This window comes from Sphaerisporangium sp. NPDC049003 (assembly GCF_043197795.1).
Taxonomy (GTDB): Bacteria; Actinomycetota; Actinomycetes; order Streptosporangiales; family Streptosporangiaceae; genus Sphaerisporangium.
The window spans coordinates 57,291-76,682 of record NZ_JBICTU010000015.1; the positions used below are offsets into that span (position 1 = coordinate 57,291).

Below are 19,392 nucleotides of genomic sequence, written 5' to 3' on the forward strand. Positions count from 1 at the left end.
CACCACCCCGATCGAATTCGCGTGAACACCGTTGACATGGGTGATTCACGCACCCACTATCTCTGTGTCAGATATTCCTCTGATTACCCCAGGTGGCCGTGCGGTTGCCACGAGTGAAAGCCGAGCACCGGCCGCACAGGATCGGGGACGGCAGGGTACGCATCGGTGGGTCGATTTACGGTGTCGCCGCCGAAATCCCCGAACTGGTGATCTTCCCCGGCGTCCGGATGTACCACGTCCTGTACGACGCGCGAGGCGCCTGCACCGGGGCCCGCAGGATCGACGACATCGAGTCGTCTCCGGCCCGCACCCGCCCCGGCGCGTCCTCCCGGCGGCGGGAAGGCGGATCCCCGCCGCCGGGACCCGATCAGTTCAGCCGTTCGAGGTAGCCGCCCTCCACCAGCCAGCTCACGGACACCTCGTCGCGCAGTTGGGGCGACTCGGGGATGAGCCTGCTCACCAGGTGGTACTGGTCCCCGCCGCCCGGCTGCTGGAACGCCGAGGCGATCGGACCGGCGTCGACCGCGAACTCCCTGCTCACCCGGTACGCGTGGTAGCTGCAGGGATACTGCGGCGCGGCGGGGAAGGTCTCCAGGTTGGTCGGGGGAATGCCGCGCTGGGAGAACGGTGTGCCGAGCGGCGCCAGGAAAGCCCCGTCCTCGCCCCCGAATCGATCCACTTTCTCGCCGACGAGGAGCGTCATCGGCGTGATCAGGGGCCGGCCGCTCGTGTATCCCCCCGAATGGGCGAAACCGAAGTCGGGCGGATAGCGATAGGAAGCCTCCGCCCAGTTCCAGTAACGGTTGAGGAACTTCTGCGGAGGGAGACCGCCAAGCGGCACGTAATCGCTGAGGATCTTGCCGAGGGCCCCGTACATCGGAAGGTTCTTCGGCCCGAGCCGCTTGTCCTCATTGACGTACGGCGCGGTGCAGACGGGTTCGGCCGGGTCCTCCGTCGCCACCGGCGTTCGGCCGGGCGGGAATGCGGAGACGGCGGGAGCCCAGGCGGAACCGGCCCGCGAAGCAGCGGCGGCCCTGGTGCCGGCCTGTGCCGGGACAACGCTGAGAGAGATGGCGACGATGCCGAGAGCGGCGGCCAGCGACGCGCGTCGGCGAAAATTTCGCAATGGATCCTCCTGATGATGGGAAGCCGGATTCCGGCATGTCTCCTCGATGCGTTAATCGAGAGAAACGGTGGGATCTGCCCTTTTCATCTGGACGGCTTCCCGCCGGTTTCCACAGCCGTCCGGAGACCGGCGGCCCGGGAATTCGAGCCGTTTCCGAGATGAGCGGAGCGATTGATCCCTGCGTACCCGTTTCTTGATCAGGAGTCCTGCGAGCGAAGCAATGAAACCACAAAAAACAAACGCCAAAAGGCGCAATCAACTGGAAATGTTAATCACAGTCGGGATACGCCTGGCCCGGGCCCACCGCGACGGCGCGGCAGGCGGATGCCGCCGAGCCGGGCGCCCCATGTTGGGTGAACCCGGCTCAGGCGGAAGAATGCAGGCAAGCGCCCATGCGAGGAGGTCAACGGTGACCCGCCAGATCGTCTCCGTCGTCGGTGGCAAGGCCGCCGACGACCCCAACGCCACGACCTACGACTCGGTCAACCCGGCCAGGACCGCCGAGACCGTGGCCCGGGTCCAGCTCGCCGGGGCCGCCTCCTTCGCCTGGGCCTGTAGCGTCGCCGCCGCCGCGCAGCGCGAGTGGGCCCGGGTGCCCGCGCCCGTACGCGGCCGGGTGATCGCCTCGATCGGCCGGCTGGTCGAGGCCAACGCCGAGACCCTGGCGCGGCTGGTCACCGCCGAGATCGGCAAGCCGTACGCCGAGGCGCTGGGCGAGGTGAGGGAGATCGTCGACACCTGCGACTTCTTCCTCGGCGAGGGCCGGCGCATGTACGGCCAGACGATTCCCTCGGAGATGCCCGACAAGAACCTTTTCACCTTCCGGGTGCCCGTCGGGGTGGCCGCGGTGATCACGGCGGGCAATTTCCCCGTCGCGGTGCCGAGCTGGTACCTGGTCCCCGCCCTGCTGTGCGGCAACGCCGTGGTGTGGAAGCCCGCCGAGTACGCCTCGGCCTCCGCGCACGCGCTCTACCGGCTGTTCGTGGCGGCCGGGCTGCCCGACGGGGTGCTGAACGTCGTGTTCGCCGACGGCCCCTCCACCTTCGCCGGGCTGGACGCGGCGCTCACGGAGGGCACCGTGCAGAAGGTCGGCTTCACCGGGTCGACCGCCGTCGGCCGCGAGATCGGCGCGCTGTGCGGGCGGCACCTCCAGTCGCCCTGCCTGGAGCTCGGCGGCAAGAACCCCATGGTCGTCATGCCCGACGCCGACCTCGACCTGGCCGTGGAGGGCGCGCTGTTCTCGGGGTTCGGCACGGCGGGGCAGCGCTGCACCTCGCTCGGCACCGTGCTGGTGCACCGGTCGGTGCACGACGAGTTCGTCGGCCGGTACGCGCGCGCCGTGCGGGAGGCGACGGTCGGGGATCCCGCCGGCGACGTCCTCTACGGCCCGATGCTCGACCACCGCTTCGCCGAGCGCTACGAGGAGTACCTCGGCTGGATCCAGCCGCACCACACGGTGGTCACCGGCCCGACCGGGCGGATCACCGGGGACAACCCGCGCGGCGGCTTCGACGGCGCCGGCGGACTGTACTACCACCCGGTCGTCGTGGACGGCCTGCGTCACGGGGACCGCCTGTTCCTGGAGGAGACCTTCGGGCCCATCGTCGGCGTCACCTCGTTCGGCAGCCTGGACGAGGCGGTCGAGCTGGCCAACCGCCCCGGCTACGGGCTCTCGTCCTCGATCTACACCACCGACCCGAAGGCGGCGTTCCGGTTCCGCGCGGGCATCGGGGCGGGCATGGTCAGCGTCAACAACTCCACCTCGGGCGCCGAGGCGCACCTGCCCTTCGGCGGCAACGGCAAGTCGGGCAACGGCAGCCGCCAGTCGGGCGTGTGGGTGCTCGACCAGTTCACCCGCTGGCAGGCGATGAACTGGGACTACTCGGGCCGCCTCCAGAAGGCCCAGATGGACGTCGCCGAGATCATCCCCGACCTGGAGTTCCGCCTCTAGACGACCCCGGCCGCCGCGCCCGCCGGAATGTCAGGCTCCGTCCCGCCGACGTCGGTTCCAGTCGTCGCGCCCGCCGGAAGGTCAGCCTCCGTTCCGGCCGACGCGGCCGTCGCGGTCGTCGTTCAGCCTCCGTTCTGGCTGTCGCGGCCGTCGTAGCCGAGGAGGCGCATGGCGGTCTCGGGCTCCATGGCGGCCGCGAGCAGCTGTGCCCGCTCGACGGCGCGGTCCCTGGACTGCTCGGCCCTGAGCCGCCCGGCCTGCTGGCCGCGGATCATGAGGGCCGCGACGCCGGCCCCGGCCAGTAGCAGCACCGCCACGACGATCACCGCCACGATCCCGCCCGTGGACGAGGCGGTCGCCGCGCCGTCCGCGCCCGTCGCCGGGTTCCCCCCGAACAGGACCAGCCCGAGGAGCACGAACACCACGAGCGCCGCGGCGGACGCCAGGGCGATCAAGACGGGCCGTCGCGACCTGCGCGGAGCCGGAGGCGGGACGGGCAGCGGCGGCGACTGGGCGGCCTGGGGCCGTTCGGGGCTCCACGGGATGAACTCCGGCGAGGAGCCACCGTTGGCCGAGGGAGCCACGGCGGCGGTGTGACCGTTGCCGGGCGGCGCGAACCACGGGCCGTCCGCGACGCCCGGCTGCGGTGTGCCGTAGGGGCCGGTCTGCGGGGCGCCGTACGGGCCCTGCTGCGGGGCCACCTGGCCGGCGATGACCGGCTGGGGAAGCCTGGCCGGCCTCGGCTGGGGCAGCGCGGAGGTGACGTGGCTGTGCGTGCGGTGCGCGGCGGCGGCCACCTCGTGGTAGGCCTCCAGCTCCTCGTAGAACTCCTCCGAGGTGTAGAGCGAGCCGTCGACCAGCGGGCCGCGTGTGCCCTCGATCACCGCGATCACGTCGTCGCCGTTGAGCGTCTTGTGCTGCTCCAGCGCGTGCGCGACGCACAGCACCTCGCGGCGGTTGTCCTTCAGCAGTTCCTCGGTCTTCTTCAGGATCCTGGCGAGGTTGTACTCGATGCGCTCGGCGAGCATGTCGGGGGTGAGGTGATCGCGGCGCCCGCCGGGCTCCTGGGTGTACCCGATGCCGCCGGTGCCGCCCGGCCGGGGGGCCGCCTTGCCGTCCCTGATGCCGAGCTGCTGGAGCGCGGCCAGCGACGCGACGCCGACGCCCATGCCCCAGTAGGCCTCCATGAGGCCGGTGACCATGGTCGCGCTCTCAAGGTCGCCCGAGACGCCGGAGGAGTTGTCCTCGCCGAAGAACATGCGCTCGCCGGCCAGGGACGCGAGCGACACGATGATGTCCGACTCGTACTCGCTGCGCCAGCGGGTGAACTGGTCCTCGGGCTTGATGCTGGAGACCATGCCGAGGTAGTCGGCGCCCTTCTCGATGGTCGCGATGTCGATCTCCAGGTGCTGGCGGGTGCGGTAGGCGGCCACGGCGTGGCAGGCCTCGTGCACGGCCACGGCGTGGCGCTCGCGCTCGATGTACTCGACGTCCTCGGGCGGCCCGAGCTGCTTCAGCCGCTTGGCGGTCGTGACGTCCGCCCAGGTGATGACCTCGCGCCCGCCGCGGATGGCCGTGATGAGCGACTCGTTCACCAGGTCCTTGATGGTGGCGCCCGTGGCGTACGGAGTGATCGTGGCGAGCTTGTCCATCTGCTCGGGGGTGAGCTCGTGGCGGACCTTGTCGAAGTAGCCCTGGTAGGTACGGACGCGCCCGGCCTTGGACGGGTAGCCCACCTTGTAGATGCGGTCGATGCGGCCCGGCCGCAGCAGCGCCTCGTCGAGCGAGTTGGGCATGTTGGTGGCCATCATGACCATGATCCGGTACTTCGGCGGCGGCTTGGGGCGCATGCCGAGCAGCCGCCGGACGTAGCGGTTGATGAAGCCGCGCGGCTTCTTCAGGCCGGACAGCTCGGTCAGGAGCGCCTGCAACGTGCCCTGGTCGCCGCTCCCGCCCATCATGCCCATCGGGGAGACGACGCGGTCGCGGCCGGGCTCGGACGCCGCGGCGCCGGACCCGGCGAGCGCATGCCTGGTCAGCACGTCCCTGGTGTCGCTCGACAGGTAGGTGAACCCGTGGCAGCCCGCGGTCTGGAACGGCGCGCCCACCGCGAAGCCGCCGCCTCCGGGCGGCCCCTGCTGGGCGAGCGCGCCGCGCCTGCCGAGCGAGTCGGCCTCGTCGAAGAAGACGATCACGCCGCCGTACCGGAGCGCCAGCTTGCGCAACTTCCTGAACAGTGACTTCACCTTCAGGATGCCGATGCCCATGAACATGTTGACGAAGGCGCCGGGGTCCACGAAGACGTACGGCCGCCCGGTCTCGCCCGCGACCGCCTCGGCCATCAGGGTCTTGCCCGTGCCGGGCGGGCCCCACAGGAGCAGGCCGCTCGGCACGTACCCGCCCTTGGCCTCGATCTCGTCGGGCTTCTCCAGGAAGACGATGTTCTCCTTCACCCGCTCGACGACGTGGTCCTGGCCCCACACGTCGGAGAAGCGGGTCTTGATGTCGTCGGGGAAGTAGGTCTCGACGCCGCCCCTGGACATGAACCAGAAGAGCCCGACGAACTGGATGATGACGAAGAAGAACCCGAAGGCGAGCTGCAGCCCGTACGGGAGCACCTGCCAGAGCAGGGCGGGCGCCTGGAAGAGCGCGAGCGCCGGGGAGACGTCGAGGATCTGGCCCAGCACCAGCGCGAGGAGCACAATCCAGAACAGCCACTTCAGCGCCCTGGCGATGCGGTAGCGATTCCAGTCGCTGAACCGGCGCCGCGTCCACCTTTCGAAGCCTCCGAAGATCTTCGTGGTCCAGAACCGGTGGTAGGACGCCGACCGCTCGCTCATCAGGAAGTGGATCTGCCGTACGACCTCCGCGCCCATCAGCGACAGGATGATCGACCCGGCCCGGCTCGCCGTGACGTCTCGCACGGCGTCGCCGAACGGCATGATGCCCTCGAACGAGGCCATGTCATGCCAGACGAGCACGAGCAACGCGAGCGCCAGCACGAGCAGGATCTTGATCCGGTCCCAGAAGGCCATGGTGCGCCTGGTGGTGGAGTCGGGCCCGGAGTCGGGTGCGCGCAGTCCCGTGGGCTGCTCAGGCGCGGGGGCGTGTGTCATCGGGGCTCCTCATCCGGTCACCCAGGAATTCGCTTGACCTTGAAGGACTGCGCGATCCTGTCGAGTTCCTGCGTCCGGCTCTGGTAGCACGTGGCGGAGCAGCGGATGAGGAGGACGGATACGCGACTGCCGTCCGCGGCGAGGTAGGCGGTCTGGTCGAAGGTCTGAACCGGGCCTCCGAGCACCTTGAAGTTGTAGACCAGGTGGACGCCTCGCACGCCGTCCTTGGGTGGGAGCACCTCGTCGCTGAGGAGTTCGAAGTCCTTGAAGGGATACCCGGCGGTCTCCTCCATCTGCTTGCGGAGGTCGTCGCTGACCACGACCGGCAGCATCGCCGCGTTGCGCAGGACGTCCAGGGAGACCGCGTCCCGCTCCGACTCGGTGAGGTTCGACACCATCGCGAAGGCGAAGGGCTCGTCGGAACCTTCCGAGTCGAGCAGGTGGTCGGCCGACGGCCGGCTGAAGCCGTCGTAGGCGACCGTCCAGGAGAGCTGTTTTCGTACCTGGGCCGTGGCGGAGGTCATGTCGCCGAAGACCTTCCGGTCGAGCGCTTTCTGGTCTACCTTCTGCCACGTGGCGGGCACCTTGAAGTAGCTCTGCCCGTCGTTGCCCATGACGTATGTGAAATCGGCACCACCACAACCGGCCACCCCGGCGATCAGCACAGCGGACATCGCCGCCGACCTGATCAGCCGAGACCCCACCCGCGCTCTTTCCACAGGGGCCTTACCTCCGCTTTGCGGGCCAACATGGTTGTTGTGCCCGCTTTCCCGGCGTCCTCCCCTCCGAAGATTTTGGAAATCTTGACCAAATCTTGCCGGAAACCTAGCTCGTCTTGTTACAGAGCCCAGCATCGCGACCGCCGGGAATAGTTGAAACGTCAACTTCTGTTGTGCGGAGCATCCTCGTCCACGAGGCGCGACGCCCGACCGGGAAGGTCGGGCGACGCACGCCACAGCCAGGAAGAAGGGCTCCCATGCCGGCCGTCACCGCTGACACCCTGACTCTCGCAAGGCTCCCGCGACTGCCCGAGGCCACCACGGCCTGGCGTCCGGTGGCCAGGGTCATCACCGCGCGGCACCACCTTGAGGGGGAAGGTTTCGCCGTGCGCCGCCCCTTCCCGGGAGTCGACCTCTCGCTGGCCGACCCCTTCCTCCTGCTCGACCATATGGGCGCGGTGGAGTACGCGCCGGGCGAGGCGATGGGCACGCCCTGGCACCCCCACCGAGGCTTCGAGACGGTGACCTACATCATCGACGGCGCCTTCCAGCACCAGGACACCACGGGCGGCGGCGGCCTGATCTCCGACGGCGACACGCAATGGATGACGGCGGGAAGCGGGTTGCAGCACATCGAGCAGCCGCCTCCGGAGCTGGTCGCCTCGGGCGGCCTCTTCCACGGCGTGCAACTGTGGGTCAACCTGCCCCGCGAGCAGAAGTGGGTGCCCCCGCGCTATCAGGACATCAACAGGAGTGACGTCAAGCTCCTGTCGAGCGCGGACGGCTCGTCGCTGGTCCGGGTGATCGCGGGCTCCCTCGCCGGACACGAAGGGCCGGGCGTCACCTACACGCCGATCACCTACCTGCACGCCACCGTGGCGCCGGGCGCGCGGCTGGACCTGCCATGGCCGGCCGACTTCAACGCGATGGTGTACGTCCTCAACGGGCGGGGCACCGTCGGTGCGGAGAGCACTCCGCTGGACGAGGGGCGGCTCGCCGTCTTCGGGCCGCGCGGCGAGGCGCTGACCCTGCGCGCCGCGGATTCCCAGCCGGTGGCCGGCGCGCGTGGATGGGAGGTCCTCGTCCTCGGCGGCCTGCCGATCAGGGAGCCGATCGCGCGGTACGGCCCGTTCGTGATGAACACCCGGGACGAGATCGTCCAGGCCTTCGAGGATTTCCAGGCGGGACGCATGGGCGTGGTCCCCGCCGAGAGGATCCCCCACCGCTCCAGCCGCGACGAGACCCTCTGATCCCGTGACCCCCGGTGGCGGGTGTGCCGACGCCTCTGCCACCGGGGGCCGGCGCGGTGCTCATGCCCCGTACCGGGCCGGCATGCCCGCGCGCCGGGCCGCCCGCGTGGGTCCGGAAAGCCCATATCCTGACGGGCATGCCTACCGCACTGATCACGGGCGCGACCGCCGGCCTCGGCGCCGCCTTCGCACGCAGGCTGGCCGCCGACGGGTTCTCCCTCGTGCTGGTCGCCCGCGACGAGAAGCGACTCGCCTCGGCGGCCTCCGAGCTGCACCGCCGGTACGGCGTGGCGGCCGAGGCGCTCGCCGCCGACCTCGCCACCGGCGAGGGGGTCACCGCCGTGGAGATGCGGCTGCGCGAGGGGGTCGACCTGCTGGTCAACAACGCGGGCTTCGGCCACTCCGGCGCGGCCCTCGACGTGCCGGTGGCCGACGAGGTGACCATGCTGCGTGTGCACTGCGAGGCGGTGCTGCGGCTGACCATGGCCGCGCTGCCCGCCATCCGGGCGCGGGGTCGCGGCGGAGTGATCAACGTCGCCTCCGTGGGGGCGTTCTTCCCGCATGGCACGTACAGCGCCTCAAAGGCCTGGGTGGTCACCTTCAGCGAGTCGCTCGCCTCGCAGGTCCCGGAGTCGCGCGTCCACGTCATGGCCCTGTGCCCGGGGTTCGTGCGGACCGAGTTCCACGAGCGGGCGGCGATCGACACCTCCGGCATTCCCGCGTTCCTCTGGCTCTCCGCCGATCGCGTGGTGGACGCCGCCATGCGCGACTTCGCCCGCGGCCTGCCCGTGAGCGTGCCGGACCCGAGGTACAAGGTGATCACGGCGATCGCGAGGTACGTGCCGCGTGGCGTGGTCAGCCGGGTCTCCGCGGGCATCGGCCGCTGAACGGCGTGGCCACAGGTGCCCGGCCCCCGGGCGATCACCCGGGGGCCGGAAGCACCCGGACTCACAGGCACTCGACGTTGGGGCCCCTGCAGCGGTTGCGCGCGTCGAAGACGAAGGGGCTCGCCCGCTGCACGAGGCCGTAGTCGAAGCAGTCGTGGTCGGTGAGGACCAGGACCGCGTCCGCCTGGGCCAGCTCTGTCTCGGTGAACCGCACCATGTCCATCTCGGCCGGAAGCAGGGAGCTGTCGACGTACGGATCCACGACTCTCACATCCGCGCCGAGCTTGCACAGGGCCTTGGTCACCTCGATCGCGGGCGACTCGCGGCAGTCTCCCGCGTTCTTCTTGTAGGCGACTCCGAGCACGAGGACCCGGCTGCCGTTGATCGCCTTACGCCTCTGGTTGAGCGCGAGGCTCAGCCGCTGCACGACGTTGTCCGGCATGTGGTCGTTGATATCGTTCGCCAGCTCCACGAACCTGAAGTTGTGCCCCAGACTGCGCTTGACCCTCCATGACAGATAGGACGGGTCGATCGGCAGGCAGTGACCGCCGACGCCGGGCCCGGGGGTGAAGCGCATGTAGCCGAACGGCTTGGTGGAGGCGGCGTCGATCGCTTCCCAGACGTCGATCCTGAGCTGCTGCGCGAAGATGGACAGCTCGTTGACCAGGGCGATGTTGACGTGCCTGAAAGTGTTCTCCAGAAGCTTGCAGAGCTCGGCGACCTGCAGGGAGGAGACGGGGACGACCTCCTGCACTATTCGCCGGTAGAACGCCTGAATCCTGTCCAGGGAAGCCTCGTCGATGCCGGACACGACCTTCGGCGTGTTGTCGAGCCGCCACCGGCCGTTCCCCGGGTCGATCCGCTCCGGGCTGTAACCGAGGAAGAAGTCCTCGGGCGTGCGCAGACCGGAGCCTGTCTCGAGCAGCGGACGCAGGTGCTCCTCGGTGGTGCCCGGATAGGTGGTGGACTCGAGGATCACCGTGGCGCCCCGCCGCACCAGCGGCGCGATGGACTCGCCGGCCGAGCCGATGTGACGCAGGTCAGGAGCGCCGTCGCGGAGAGGCGTGGGCACGGTGATCACGCAGACGTCGAACCCTTCCGCGGCGGTGTAGTCCGTACTGGCGAGATAACGTCCAGACGAATGCGCGGCGGCGAGCACGCGGCCGCTGACGTCCTCGACATAGGACTCGGCGGCGTTCAGCCGCTTGACACGCCACTCGTCCACGTCGATGCCCACGACGTCGAATCCGGTCTCGACCGCCCGCATCGCCAAGGGCAGGCCCACATAACCCTGCCCGACGACGACCAGCTTGTCTCCCATATCAGATACCCCCGACGTTTCGAAAAAGTACAGGAACGACTGTAAAAGGCGGGCCTTCTTATACCGTCGATCCTGCGGCGATCCGGGCGTGTCGTTCGGGCAGGCGCCGCAAGACCGGCAATAGTGACGTGGGTCGCCGATTCAAATGACATTGATAACGGAGAAGGAACGACAGCATGATAAGTACCACTTGCCCGCGTATTCTCGGCAGGAATACCGGTCGTTCCCGGTCGGCGGTGATCGTCTCGGCCGTCGTCATGGCGGTCCCGTCCCTCGCTCCGCCCATCTCGGGCGCCGTGGCGGTCGGCCCGGCCGCCCCGCGCTCTTCGAGCGCCACGGCGGACGCGTCCCGCGGCCCGAGTGCCGCGGTGCGACCTGTCGAGCTCGGCGACGCGATGGACTGCACGGTCATGGCCGGGAGGGCGGTGACCGCCAGGAACAAGGTCACGGTGACCGGGGACCTCAACGTGACCCCGGGAACCTTCGTGAGCGGCTTCCCGCCCGGCCAGGTGCGGGGGTCAATGGATCTGAACAACGCCGAGGCGCAAAGGGAGATGGCCGCCGCGGCCGCCGCCTACAACGACGCCGCGAGCCGGACGCCCACGGCGACCGTGCCCGCGGCCCTCGGCAACGGCTCGACGATGACCTCCGGTGTCTACCGCACACCGGGCGGCAACTTCACCCTGAGCGGGACGCTCCACCTCGACGCCCAGGCGAACCCGGACGCCACCTTCATCTTCCAGGCCACATCACTGGTCGCGGAGAGGGTCAGCAACATCGACCTCGTCAACGGCGCCCAGGCCGACAATGTCATCTGGCAGGTGGGCGACTCGGCGACCCTGGGAAGGTACGCCACTTTCCGGGGGAACCTCATGGCGGCGAACTCGATCGCGGTGACCACGGGCACGGCCATGTACGGCCGCACCATCGCCCTCCACAACATGGTCACGATCGACGGCACCACCAGCGGGCCGGCCACTCGCATCACCGCCCCGGACGACCCGCCGACCACCACGACCTTGACCTCCTCGCCGAACCCATCCCAGCAGGGCGATCCCGTCACCTTCACCGCCACGGTTCACGGGAACGTCGATTCGTTCCTCCCCACCGGTGTGGTGAGCTTCAAGGACGGCGCCACCGTCATCGGCTCGGCGCCACTCAACAGCTCGGCGGTCGCGACGTTCACGACCTCCGCACTCCTTGTCGGCCCACGCCAGATCACCGCCGTGTACGTCAGCGGGGGCACCGCCGTCGACGATCAGTGGGTCCACTTCGCGCCGAGCCAGTCACCCGTACTGGTCCAGCAGGTGCTCAACCGCGGGAGCTAGCGACTCGCGCACACCAGGTGTCTCCCCACCACCTCGCTTGAACGGGCCGAACGCCAGACTCCCCTAAATCACCATATGAAACACGCGAAGTCTATTCGAGCCCCTTAAGTAATGGAGATAAGGCCATGCGAGTGTAAAGTCCACAACACAGCACAACACCAGAAATCTCCTATGATCGAACGTGGGCCCGTAGTCGACATCATTAAAAGGCGCAATTGTTACACATCCGATTAATTGTCAATCTGTGTAACAACCGTTTCTTCGCCATGTACGACAGATAAGACGACTCGGACACCAGCTCCGCCACGATCACAAGGCCGAGCCTCAGCACGGCTCAGGCCGGCCACTGACCAAGCGCCACGTCGTCGAAAAGTTGATTACCATGTCGAAGCCCAAGCGCAGCGCCAGCAGTTCCTCCATCCGTCCACACATCGGCAGGTCGTGCCTCGCCGCCGTCCTCTCCTCCCTGCTCGCGATGGTCGTGGTCGTCACGACCCCATCCGGCGCGAGCGCGGCACAGTCACCGGTGAGCCTCGGCAGCGCCGCGTCCTTCGGGGTCCTGGCCGGCACCGCGGTGACGAATACCAACCTCACCTCGATCACCGGAGACCTCGGAACCAGCCCCGGCACCTCGGTGACGGGCTTCCCTCCCGGCACCGTGAGCGGCGCGACCCACGCGGGTGACGCCACCGCCTCGGCGGCCAAGAGCGATCTGGTCGCCGCCTACAACGACGTCGCCGGACGGACTCCTGTCGTCACCGTCGCCGCCGAACTCGGCGGGACCACCCAGACGCCTGGGGTCTACACCCCCACCGGCGGGAACTTCCAGATAACCGGGACGCTCACGCTCGACGCGCAGAGCAACCCGGATGCCATCTTCATCTTCCGATCCGTCACCCTCACCACCGCGAACGTCAGCAACATCGATCTCATCAACGGCGCCCAAGCGAACAACGTGTTCTGGCAGCTCACCGATTCGGGCACCCTTGGCACGCTTAGCACCTTCCGGGGGAACGTGCTGGCCACGAACTCCGTCACGGTGAGCAGCGGTGCCGCCGTCTTCGGCCGGATCTTCGCCCTCAACGGCACGGCGGCCCTCCAGGGCACCAGCAACCCTCCGAACACCCGCGTCACCGTGCCGAACGACCCTCCGACCACGACCACTCTGACCACGACGGCCAACCCCGCCCAGAGGGGGCAGTCGATCACCTTGACCGCCACGGTCAGCGCGGTTTCCGGCTCGGTCGTGCCGCAAGGTCAGGTGGCCTTCAAGGACGGCGCGACCATCATCGGCTCCGGCACCCAGTCAGGCTCGGGACCGGCCGTGCTCACGGTATCGAGCCTCGCGGCGGGACAGCATCCGATCACCGCCGTCTACCTGGGTGGCGACACTCCCAACGGACAGGCGATCATCCACTTCGCCCCGAGCTCATCGGCCCAGGTGCTCCAGGCCGTCACGACCGCTCTCTGGGACAGTACGGCCACGCCGGCCGTCGCATCCAATACCGACACCCTGCCCGTCGTGCTCGGCGTGAGGTTCAAGGCCACGGTCAGCGGCACGATCACCGGCATCCGGTTCTACAAGGGGTCGCTGAACACCGGCACCCACACCGGCAGCCTGTGGACCAGCGACGGCTCGCTGCTCGCCAACGCGACCTTCACCGGCGAGACCGCGTCCGGCTGGCAGCAGGCGAACTTCGCCACCCCCGTGCCGATCACCGCCGGCACCAGTTACATCGCGTCCTATCTCACGACGAGCGGGCATTTCTCGTACACGCTGCAGTACTTCACCACGCAATACACGAATGACCCGCTGCTGGCACTCGCGGACGGCGCGGAGGGCGGCAACGGAGTCTACAACTACAACTCGACGAACGCCTTCCCATCCAACACCTATCAGTCCAGCAACTACTGGGTCGACGTCGTCTTCGTGCCGTCGAAAAGCCTGTGGGACAACTCGGCCACGCCGGCCGTGCCGTCCGTACCAGACTCCCGTCCCCTCGTGGTCGGCGTGAAATTCAGGGCCACCACGAACGGGACCATCAACGGCATCCGGTTCTACAAGGGGTCGCTGAACACCGGCACCCACACCGGCAGCCTGTGGACCAGCGGCGGCTCGCTGCTCGCCAACGCGACCTTCACCGGCGAGACCGCGTCCGGCTGGCAGCAGGCGAACTTCGCCACCCCCGTGCCGATCACCGCCAACACCACGTACGTGGCCTCTTACCAGACCACATCAGGGTTCTTCTCGGCCACGGTCCCCTACTTCACTTCTCAATACACGAGCGGCTCCCTGTACGCGCTGGCGGACGGCGATGAGGGCGGAAACGGGGTCTATGTCTACACTCCGACGAACACTTTCCCCACCAGCACCTACCAATCCGCGAACTACTGGGTGGACGTCATGTTCACCGCCAGCTAACGGGCGCACCGGGGTGAGCCGGAGGGCGGCTCCGCGATGTAGGCGTAAGGCTTGGGTAAGAGCTTGCCACGTGGTGCGGTCACCTCGTGTGTCGGCAAGGCCGGTCAATGTTCAATGCGATGGTGAGCATGACCGGTCTTGCGACCATTCCATTCAATCGACCGCATATCTCGAAGAACGAGCTCCCTTACCTCGCGGAGGTCCTGCGCCAGGGATTCACCTCCGGCGACGGGCCGTTCACCCGGCGGGCGGCCCAACTTCTGCGGGAGATGACGGGGTCGTGCCAGGTCCTGCTGACCACGTCCTGCACTCACGCGCTGGAGATGTCGGCGATCCTGCTCGACCTGCGACCCGGCGACGAGGTCATCGTCCCGTCGTTCACCTTCGTGTCGGCGGCCAACGCCTTCGCCCTGCGCGGGGCGGTGCCGGTGTTCGTCGACTGCCGGCCTGACACCCTCAACATCGACGAGAGGCTGGTCGAGGCCGCGATCAGCGAACGGACCCGAGCCATCGTGGTCGTCCACTACGCCGGTGTCGCCTGCGCGATGGAGGCCGTGGGCGAGATCGCCGAACGGCACGGCCTCACCGTGATCGAGGACAACGCGCACGGACTCGGCGGGCACTACCGGGGCCGGCCCCTCGGGTCGTTCGGCCGCATGGCCGCGCAGAGCTTCCACGAGACGAAGAACGTGCAGTGCGGCGAGGGCGGCGCGTTGCTCCTCAACGATGCCGCCCTGGTGGCCCCGGCCGAGATCATCCGGGAGAAGGGCACGGACCGCAGCCGGTTCTTCCGCGGCCAGGTGGACAAGTACCGGTGGATCGACATCGGCTCCAGCTACCTGCCGTCCGACGTGCTCGCCGCGCAACTGACCTCCCAGCTGGAGTGCTTCGACGACATCCAGTTCCGCCGCCACGCCATCTGGCGCCGGTATCACGAGGAACTGGCGGGCTGGGCGGCGAAGCACGAGGTCGCCCAGCCGGTGGTCCCGGATGGGTGCGCGCATCCGGCCCATCTGTACTACCTGCTCCTGCCTGACCTGCGGAACCGCCAGGCGCTCATCGACCACCTGGCCGGTAAGGGCGTACAGGCGGCGTTCCACTACCAGCCGCTGCACACCGCTCCCGCCGCCCTGCGGTACGGGCGCGTGGCCCCGGGCGGCTGCCCGGTCACCGAGCAGGTCGCCGACCGCCTGGTACGGCTGCCGCTGTTCGCCGATCTCGGCGAGGCCGGGGTGACACGGGTGATCGACGCCGTCCAGACCTACAAGATGCGCTGACGGTGGGGTGTGACGGGCTCGGCACGCGGGCCGTGGCCTCGCCTCTGGAGTCCGCTCGTTTCGGATGCTCGGTCGAGCGCCTCACCGTCCACGCCGAGCACCCCGCCTCGTTCACCATGGTCCGGGAAGCCGTGCTCCTGTCCGCGGCGGACGTCATCGTGCTCCGTTACCCGGCGGACCGGGTCGACTGGTTCGCGAAGCTCGCCCTGCTCGGCCGCACCGCGATATTCGCCGACTCCCTTTCGTACTGGCGTCTGCGGCCGGGGGACGGCCGCCGGCCCGAGCCGGCACAGGGCCTGCGGACGACCACGCTCACCGACGCGGCCGCCGTGGCCACGCTCGTGTCCGAGATCTTCGCCGCTTACGGCAGTCACTACTCGGCCAATCCCCTGTTCGGCGCCACCGAGGCACTCGCCGGGTACCAGGAATGGGCGCTGAGGTCCGCCGCCGAGGGGAGTTGCCTCGCACTCGGGACCGCCGCCGCCCACCTCGGACTCGCGACGCTCGACGAGCAAGGCCCGCGGACGGAGATCCTGCTCGCCGGGGTCGTGCCCGAGGCGCAGGGGCAGGGCCTGTACGCGCACCTGCTGAAGGGAATCGAGGACGGCACGCTGGCCCGCGGCGCCGAAGAGATCCTCATCTCCACCCAGGTGCACAACACCCGGGTGCAGAGGGCGTGGGCGCGATACGGGTTCGAGCCCGTGAGCGCCGTCCTCACCGTTCACCTGGTCAAGAGCAGGCGCATCATCCCCTGAACGCTGTGCTACTTGACTCCGCCCTGCTGCCAGGGGACGTCGGCGGGGGCCGGTGAGCCGGCACGTTCACGCACCACATAGGTGGGCCGGCCCATGCCGTTGCCGTGAATCCGGCCGACGTACTCGCCGAGGACTCCGATGGACAGCAGCTGGGCGGAGGAGAAGATGGCGACCATCGAGGCGATCGTGGTGAATCCGGCCACCGTGGTGTCGCCCGCGAGGAAGCTCCACAGGACGGCGCAGCCGAGGAGCAGGCCAACGACACCGACGAGGAACCCGAGGCAGCTCGCCACCCGGAGGGGCGTGGTGCTGTAACCGAGGAGCATGTTCATCGCATGCCGGACGAGCAGGCGCGGCGTGTAGGCGGTTCGCCCGTGATGGCGCTCGCTCATATGGACCTTGACCGAGCCCACCCGAGTGGTCGCCCAGGACAGAGCCACATCGATGGACGCATGCGGTCCCGACAGCTCCTCGAATCCGTCGCGCAGGCACGTACGGAAGGCACGGAAGGCGCTGATCGCGCGGGCGGCCCGCACTCCCAGCGCGACCGCCATGGCGCCCTTCACCGACCGGGACGCGAGGCTTCGCACGGACCCGTGCTCCTCCTCGTGCGGCACGCCGTACACCAGATCGAGCCGGTCGCCTTCGAGAGTGGCCAGCAGGAGAGGAATCTGCTCCGGCAGGTGCTGCAGGTCGTCGTCCATCGTGACGACGACGTCGAACACCGCCTCCCTGATGCCCGCCACGAGGGCGTTGTGCTGGCCGTAGTTGCGCGAGAGATGGATCGCGCGGACGGCGCCGACCCGGGAGGCGAGCTCGGCCGCGGTCCTCCAGGTGTCGTCCGGGCTTCCGTCGACGACGAGGATCACCTCGTGACGGACGGAGAGCTGACGGAGAACCGGTATGAGCCTGCCCACCAGCGCCGGAAGAGTTCTCGCGGAGCGGTAACACGGTATAACGACCGACACCGACATTGATCCCCCGATCATCTCCCAGATGCCGCCCACAATCCTCTCTCGTGGACCTTCCGCGGTCGCGGGAAGGCATGCCTGGTACCGGCAATCCGGCGCACATTCTTCGGCAAAGGCGGACGTCGTCCGGGAGCTCTGAATCCCGTCGGCCATAGATTCGGGCCGACAGCCGGCCCACCGTGGCCATGTGCTCCCCGGGAAGGATGAGGTCAGCGATGAGAGCGCTCGTTCTGGCCGGCGGCAAGGGGACGAGGCTACGTCCGCTGACCCACACCTCGGCGAAGCAGCTCGTCCCCGTCGCCAACAAACCGGTGCTCTACTACGGGCTGGAAGCGATCCGGAACGCCGGGATCACCCAGGTGGGCATCATCGTCGGCAGCACCGGCCGTGAGGTTCGCGACGCGGTCGGCGACGGCTCGGCGTTCGGTCTCGACGTCACCTACATCCAGCAGGAGGCCCCCCTCGGGCTCGCCCACTGCGTGCTCATCGCACGGGAGTTCCTCGCCGACGAGCCCTTCGTGATGTACCTGGGCGACAACTTCCTGGTCGGCGGCATCACCGATCTGGTCGACGCCTTCCGCGAGGGAGACTACGACGCCCAGATCCTGCTCACCAAGGTCACGGAACCGCAGTTCTACGGGGTCGCCGAGCTCGGACCGGGAGGCGAGATCCTCGCGCTCGCGGAGAAGCCGGACGATCCACGCAGTGACCTCGCGATCGTCGGCGTCTACACCTTCTCCCCCCGGATCCACGAGGCGGTCCGGGCGATCTCGCCGTCCGCGCGCGGCGAGCTGGAGATCACCGACGCGATCACGTGGCTCGTCGACAACGGCTTCCGGGTTCATTCGCACCTCGTCAGCGGCTACTGGAAGGACACCGGCCGCCTGCAGGACATGCTGGAATGCAACCGCATCGTCCTGGAGGCCCTAGAGCCGCGGACGCACGGAACAGTGGACGCACTGTCGGACATCACGGGGCGCGTCGTCATCGAGGCGGGAGCCTCGGTACGGGACTCGGTGATCCGCGGCCCCGCGCTCATCGGCGCCCACGCCCGGATCAGCGGCTCGTACGTCGGCCCGTACACCTCGATCGGGGACAGGTGCGTGGTGGAGGACGCGGAGGTGGAGTACGCCATCGTTCTGCAGGACTCCACCATCAGGGGGGTCTCACGGCTGACGTACTCCCTGATCGGCCGCAACGTCGAGGTCACCAGGTCCGAAGGCGTGCCCAACACGCTCCAGCTCATGGTCGGCGACCACAGCAGGGTGCAGGTGCGGGGATGAGGATCCTGGTCACCGGCGGGGCCGGGTTCATCGGCTCCCACTACGTGCGGTCGCTGCTGTCCGGCGCCTACCCCGCCTGGGACGGCGCCCACGTGACGGTGCTGGACAAACTCACCTACGCCGGCAACGAGGCGAATCTCCAGCCCGTCGCCGGACACCGGCGCTACGTCTTCAGCAAGGGGGACATCGCCGACGCCCGGCTGCTCCGCGAGGTCGTGCCCGGCCATGACGCGATCGTGAACTTCGCGGCGGAGACACACGTCGACCGGTCGATAACCGGCGCCGCGGACTTCGTGGTGACCAACGTGCAGGGCACCCAGCGGCTCCTGCAGGCGGCTCTGGAGGCCGGCGTGCCCACCGTCGTCCACGTCTCCACCGACGAGGTGTACGGGTCCGTCGCCGTGGGGTCCCGGAGCGAGTCGGCGCCCCTGCTCCCCAACTCGCCCTACTCGGCCGCGAAGGCCGGAGCCGACCTGCTGTGCCGCGCCTACCACCAGACCTACGGACTCGATGTACGGGTCACGCGCTGCACCAACAACTACGGCCCCTACCAGCACCCGGAGAAGATGATCCCGCTGTTCGTCACCAACCTGGTCGACGGGCTGCGGGTCCCCCTGTACGGAGACGGCGAGAACGTGCGCGATTGGCTCCACGTCGACGACCACTGCCAAGGCATCCAGCTCGTGCTGGAAAAAGGCCTGCCCGGCGAGATCTACAACATCGGCGGCGGGGTGGAGCTCACCAACCGGGCGCTCGCCGGACGGCTGCTCGCCGCGTTCGGCGTTGGCCAGGAGCGGATCGCCCGCGTGCCGGACAGGCTCGGCCACGACCGGCGCTACTCCGTGGACAGCACCAAGATCCGGGCGATGGGGTTCGAACCCCGGGTCGACTTCGAGCGGGGACTGGCGGAGGTCGTGGCCTGGTACCGCGACCGTCCGGACTGGTGGCGCCCGCTGAAGACAACCGGTCACTGATCGCTTGGAGGG

General features: G+C 68.7%; 15 protein-coding genes. 10 read left to right on the plus strand and 5 right to left on the minus strand.

The features are described from left to right. Positions 1-104: 104 nt before the first annotated feature. Positions 105-389 carry a hypothetical protein gene (locus ACGFIV_RS18020; RefSeq protein ID WP_392836078.1) on the plus strand — a complete coding sequence of 95 codons (285 nt, stop codon included), beginning with the start codon at positions 105-107 and terminating at the stop codon, positions 387-389. Here the strand turns inward: ACGFIV_RS18020 and ACGFIV_RS18025 are convergent. Next, the gene (locus tag ACGFIV_RS18025; RefSeq protein ID WP_392836081.1) at positions 368-1,126 is read right to left on the minus strand and encodes a TNT domain-containing protein; all 759 of its coding nucleotides are present in this window, start codon (positions 1,124-1,126) and stop codon (positions 368-370) included. The genes ACGFIV_RS18020 and ACGFIV_RS18025 overlap by 22 nt on opposite strands. Before the next feature lie 409 nt (positions 1,127-1,535). Between ACGFIV_RS18025 and ACGFIV_RS18030 the strand changes: the two genes are divergently transcribed. After that, the gene (locus ACGFIV_RS18030) at positions 1,536-3,077 is read left to right on the plus strand and encodes an aldehyde dehydrogenase family protein (RefSeq protein ID WP_358550220.1); all 1,542 of its coding nucleotides are present in this window, start codon (positions 1,536-1,538) and stop codon (positions 3,075-3,077) included. A gap of 122 nt (positions 3,078-3,199) precedes the next feature. On the opposite strand, the gene ACGFIV_RS18035 is transcribed toward ACGFIV_RS18030, so the two are convergent. Then, on the minus strand, positions 3,200-6,193 hold the full coding sequence (locus ACGFIV_RS18035) for an AAA family ATPase (protein WP_392836085.1): 2,994 nt from the start codon (positions 6,191-6,193) through the stop codon (positions 3,200-3,202). Between the two features lie 17 nt (positions 6,194-6,210). Further along, positions 6,211-6,867, minus strand: coding sequence for a hypothetical protein (locus tag ACGFIV_RS18040; RefSeq protein WP_358550224.1), 657 nt, complete (start codon positions 6,865-6,867; stop codon positions 6,211-6,213). 302 nt (positions 6,868-7,169) lie between these two features. Between ACGFIV_RS18040 and ACGFIV_RS18045 the strand changes: the two genes are divergently transcribed. Continuing rightward, positions 7,170-8,162, plus strand: coding sequence for a pirin family protein (locus tag ACGFIV_RS18045; protein WP_358550226.1), 993 nt, complete (start codon positions 7,170-7,172; stop codon positions 8,160-8,162). A gap of 137 nt (positions 8,163-8,299) precedes the next feature. Further along, the gene (locus ACGFIV_RS18050; RefSeq protein ID WP_358550228.1) at positions 8,300-9,049 is read left to right on the plus strand and encodes an SDR family NAD(P)-dependent oxidoreductase; all 750 of its coding nucleotides are present in this window, start codon (positions 8,300-8,302) and stop codon (positions 9,047-9,049) included. 61 nt (positions 9,050-9,110) lie between these two features. Here ACGFIV_RS18050 and ACGFIV_RS18055 read toward each other — a convergent pair whose 3' ends face one another. Further along, complete coding sequence (locus tag ACGFIV_RS18055; protein ID WP_358550230.1) at positions 9,111-10,370, minus strand: nucleotide sugar dehydrogenase; 1,260 nt, start codon at positions 10,368-10,370, stop codon at positions 9,111-9,113. A 176-nt stretch (positions 10,371-10,546) separates the two neighbouring features. On the opposite strand from ACGFIV_RS18055, the gene ACGFIV_RS18060 reads away from it, so the two are divergent. The 4 genes from ACGFIV_RS18060 to ACGFIV_RS18075 all read left to right on the plus strand — a co-directional run bounded on the left by ACGFIV_RS18060 (position 10,547) and on the right by ACGFIV_RS18075 (position 16,152). Then, positions 10,547-11,698, plus strand: coding sequence for an ice-binding family protein (locus ACGFIV_RS18060; protein ID WP_358550232.1), 1,152 nt, complete (start codon positions 10,547-10,549; stop codon positions 11,696-11,698). A gap of 382 nt (positions 11,699-12,080) precedes the next feature. After that, positions 12,081-14,120 (plus strand): DUF4082 domain-containing protein, encoded by a 2,040-nt coding sequence (locus ACGFIV_RS18065; RefSeq protein WP_358550234.1) that lies wholly within the window; start codon positions 12,081-12,083, stop codon positions 14,118-14,120. 128 nt (positions 14,121-14,248) lie between these two features. Then, positions 14,249-15,397 (plus strand): dTDP-4-amino-4,6-dideoxygalactose transaminase, encoded by a 1,149-nt coding sequence (gene rffA, locus ACGFIV_RS18070; RefSeq protein WP_392836093.1) that lies wholly within the window; start codon positions 14,249-14,251, stop codon positions 15,395-15,397. A 2-nt stretch (positions 15,398-15,399) separates the two neighbouring features. Continuing rightward, a complete protein-coding gene (locus tag ACGFIV_RS18075) occupies positions 15,400-16,152 on the plus strand; it encodes a GNAT family N-acetyltransferase (protein WP_392836096.1) in 753 nt (250 codons plus the stop codon). Between the two features lie 8 nt (positions 16,153-16,160). Here the strand turns inward: ACGFIV_RS18075 and ACGFIV_RS18080 are convergent, their stop codons facing one another. Then, positions 16,161-17,141 (minus strand): glycosyltransferase family 2 protein, encoded by a 981-nt coding sequence (locus tag ACGFIV_RS18080; RefSeq protein ID WP_358550240.1) that lies wholly within the window; start codon positions 17,139-17,141, stop codon positions 16,161-16,163. Between the two features lie 197 nt (positions 17,142-17,338). Between ACGFIV_RS18080 and ACGFIV_RS18085 the strand changes: the two genes are divergently transcribed. Continuing rightward, the gene (locus ACGFIV_RS18085; protein ID WP_392836100.1) at positions 17,339-18,406 is read left to right on the plus strand and encodes a glucose-1-phosphate thymidylyltransferase; all 1,068 of its coding nucleotides are present in this window, start codon (positions 17,339-17,341) and stop codon (positions 18,404-18,406) included. Beyond that, complete coding sequence (gene rfbB, locus ACGFIV_RS18090) at positions 18,403-19,380, plus strand: dTDP-glucose 4,6-dehydratase (protein ID WP_358550244.1); 978 nt, start codon at positions 18,403-18,405, stop codon at positions 19,378-19,380. Before ACGFIV_RS18085 ends, rfbB begins: the two co-directional genes overlap by 4 nt. Positions 19,381-19,392 lie beyond the last annotated feature (12 nt).

Coding starts and splice junctions, on each gene's coding strand:
- ACGFIV_RS18060 (WP_358550232.1), top strand. CDS start 10,547: ATGATAAGTACCACTTGCCCGCGTATTCTCGGCAGGAATACCGGTCGT.
- ACGFIV_RS18035 (WP_392836085.1), bottom strand. CDS start 6,193: ATGACACACGCCCCCGCGCCTGAGCAGCCCACGGGACTGCGCGCACCC.
- ACGFIV_RS18065 (WP_358550234.1), top strand. CDS start 12,081: ATGTCGAAGCCCAAGCGCAGCGCCAGCAGTTCCTCCATCCGTCCACAC.
- rffA (WP_392836093.1), top strand. CDS start 14,249: ATGACCGGTCTTGCGACCATTCCATTCAATCGACCGCATATCTCGAAG.
- ACGFIV_RS18045 (WP_358550226.1), top strand. CDS start 7,170: ATGCCGGCCGTCACCGCTGACACCCTGACTCTCGCAAGGCTCCCGCGA.
- rfbB (WP_358550244.1), top strand. CDS start 18,403: ATGAGGATCCTGGTCACCGGCGGGGCCGGGTTCATCGGCTCCCACTAC.
- ACGFIV_RS18080 (WP_358550240.1), bottom strand. CDS start 17,141: ATGATCGGGGGATCAATGTCGGTGTCGGTCGTTATACCGTGTTACCGC.
- ACGFIV_RS18055 (WP_358550230.1), bottom strand. CDS start 10,370: ATGGGAGACAAGCTGGTCGTCGTCGGGCAGGGTTATGTGGGCCTGCCC.
- ACGFIV_RS18050 (WP_358550228.1), top strand. CDS start 8,300: ATGCCTACCGCACTGATCACGGGCGCGACCGCCGGCCTCGGCGCCGCC.
- ACGFIV_RS18085 (WP_392836100.1), top strand. CDS start 17,339: ATGAGAGCGCTCGTTCTGGCCGGCGGCAAGGGGACGAGGCTACGTCCG.
- ACGFIV_RS18040 (WP_358550224.1), bottom strand. CDS start 6,867: ATGTCCGCTGTGCTGATCGCCGGGGTGGCCGGTTGTGGTGGTGCCGAT.